General features: G+C 72.3%; 2 protein-coding genes. One reads left to right on the top strand and one right to left on the bottom strand.

Going from position 1 to position 1,635, the window contains the following annotated elements; genetic code table 11:
* Positions 1–1,171: FAD-dependent monooxygenase (locus tag AC1DZ6_RS24840; protein ID WP_477099762.1), on the bottom strand; the 1,171-nt coding region annotated here is incomplete at its 3' end.
* Positions 1,172–1,266: 95 nt separating this feature from the next.
* Between AC1DZ6_RS24840 and AC1DZ6_RS24835 the strand changes: the two genes are divergently transcribed.
* The coding region (locus tag AC1DZ6_RS24835) for a MarR family winged helix-turn-helix transcriptional regulator (RefSeq protein WP_477099761.1) at positions 1,267–1,635 on the top strand (369 nt) is incomplete at its 3' end.

Genomic DNA, 1,635 nt, shown 5'->3' with positions numbered 1-1,635 from the left:
GTTGCAGGGCGTCTTCCGGGCGGTCGGCGTGCAGGGCCAGCGACGAGAATCGGTAGCCCAGATCCAGCTGGTGCACCTCGCGGCCGCGCTTCATGTCGCCCTGCCTGGCCTTGTCCAGCAGATCCGTGGCCAGGCCCAGCATGCCGGCGGCGATCGGGCGGCGCTCGTCTTCGTAGGTGTCGAGCAGGGCGTCGGGCGCGCCGGCCAGTGTCGCCGCCAGCTTCCAGCCCAGATTGTAGGCGTCCTGGACGCTGGTGTTCAGGCCCTGGCCGCCGGTGGGCGGATGGATGTGGGCGGCGTCGCCGATCAGCAGCACGCGGCCCACGCGGTAGCGGTCGGCCAGGCGGGCGTTCATGCCGTAGGCCGAGGCCCAGGCGACGCTCCGCACCGTCAGGCCGCCGCCCGGCCAGCGCTCGTCGACGAAGGCCTGCAGGCCGGCGACGGACAGGTCGGCCTCCCCCTCCAGCGGGATCGGCGCCTGAAGCTGGAACAGGTCGGTGTGGGGCAGGGGGCAGAAGCCGATCTGCCGGGCCATGTCGCCCTCGCCGGCCCGATGCCAGGCGTCGCGCGACAGGCCGTCCAGGTCGAGGTCGGCGACCACGGCTCGCACGCCCAGGGTCTGGCCGGGGAAGCCGATCTCCAACGCGTGACGCACGAACGAGCGGCCGCCGTCGCCGCCGATCAGCCAGCGGCAGCGGATCGTCTCGACGCCGCCCGGCCCGGCGACGGTGGCGGTGACGCCCTCGGCGTCCTGGTCGAACCCCGTCAGCTCGCGGCCGTAGTCGACCGCGCCGCCCAGCTCGGCGAGACGCTCGCGCAGCACGGCCTCGGTGCGGAACTGCGGGATCATCAGCGGCGTGCGGTAGGGCTCCTCGGCGGTCGGCGGCGCAATCGCGATCTCCTGCGAGTCGACATGGCTCCCGTCGGCCCGGTGCAGGCGCTGCACCGGGTAGGGGCCGCCGAGCGCCGCCATGCGGTCGAGGACGCCGAGGTCCTCGAACACCTCCAGGGTGCGGGGCTGGATCCCCTTGCCGCGCGAGCCGGCGAACGGGGCGGGCAGCTTGTCGATCAGCCGGATCGACACGCCGCGCCGGGCCAGGTCGATCGCCAGGGTCAGTCCGGCCGCGCCGGCGCCGCAGATCAGGACGTCGGAGGAAGCTTGCGTGGTCATGGTCGCCTCGATATGTGTGTATTGCGCACACATCTGAACGGGCGACCGGATCCATGTCAACAAATAATGTGCAAAATACACATATCCTGAAGCTCATGCCCGAGCTGCATCGCTCGCTGATCGACATCGCCAGCACGCTGAACCGGCCCGAGAACGACGCCGCCATGCTGGAAAAGGCCGGGCTGGCGCTGGAGCGGGCGCTGTTCCCGCTGCTGGTGCTGGTCGAGCGGCTGGGGCCGATCGGGGTGGTCGACCTGGCCGGACGGGTGGGCCGCGACCACACCACGGTCAGCCGCCAGGTCGCGCGGCTGGAGGAGCTTGGCCTGGTCGAGCGCCGAGCAAGCCAGGCCGACCGCCGGGTCCGCGAGGCGGTGATCACCCCGTCGGGCAAGACGGCGACCGACGCGGTCGACGTGGCGCGCGGGCGGATGGCGGTGGCGCTGTTTCGCGACTGGGGCCAGGAC

This window comes from Caulobacter sp. P1_B12_2, from assembly GCF_056406675.1.
This window is presented reverse-complemented; position numbering and strand designations above follow the sequence as displayed.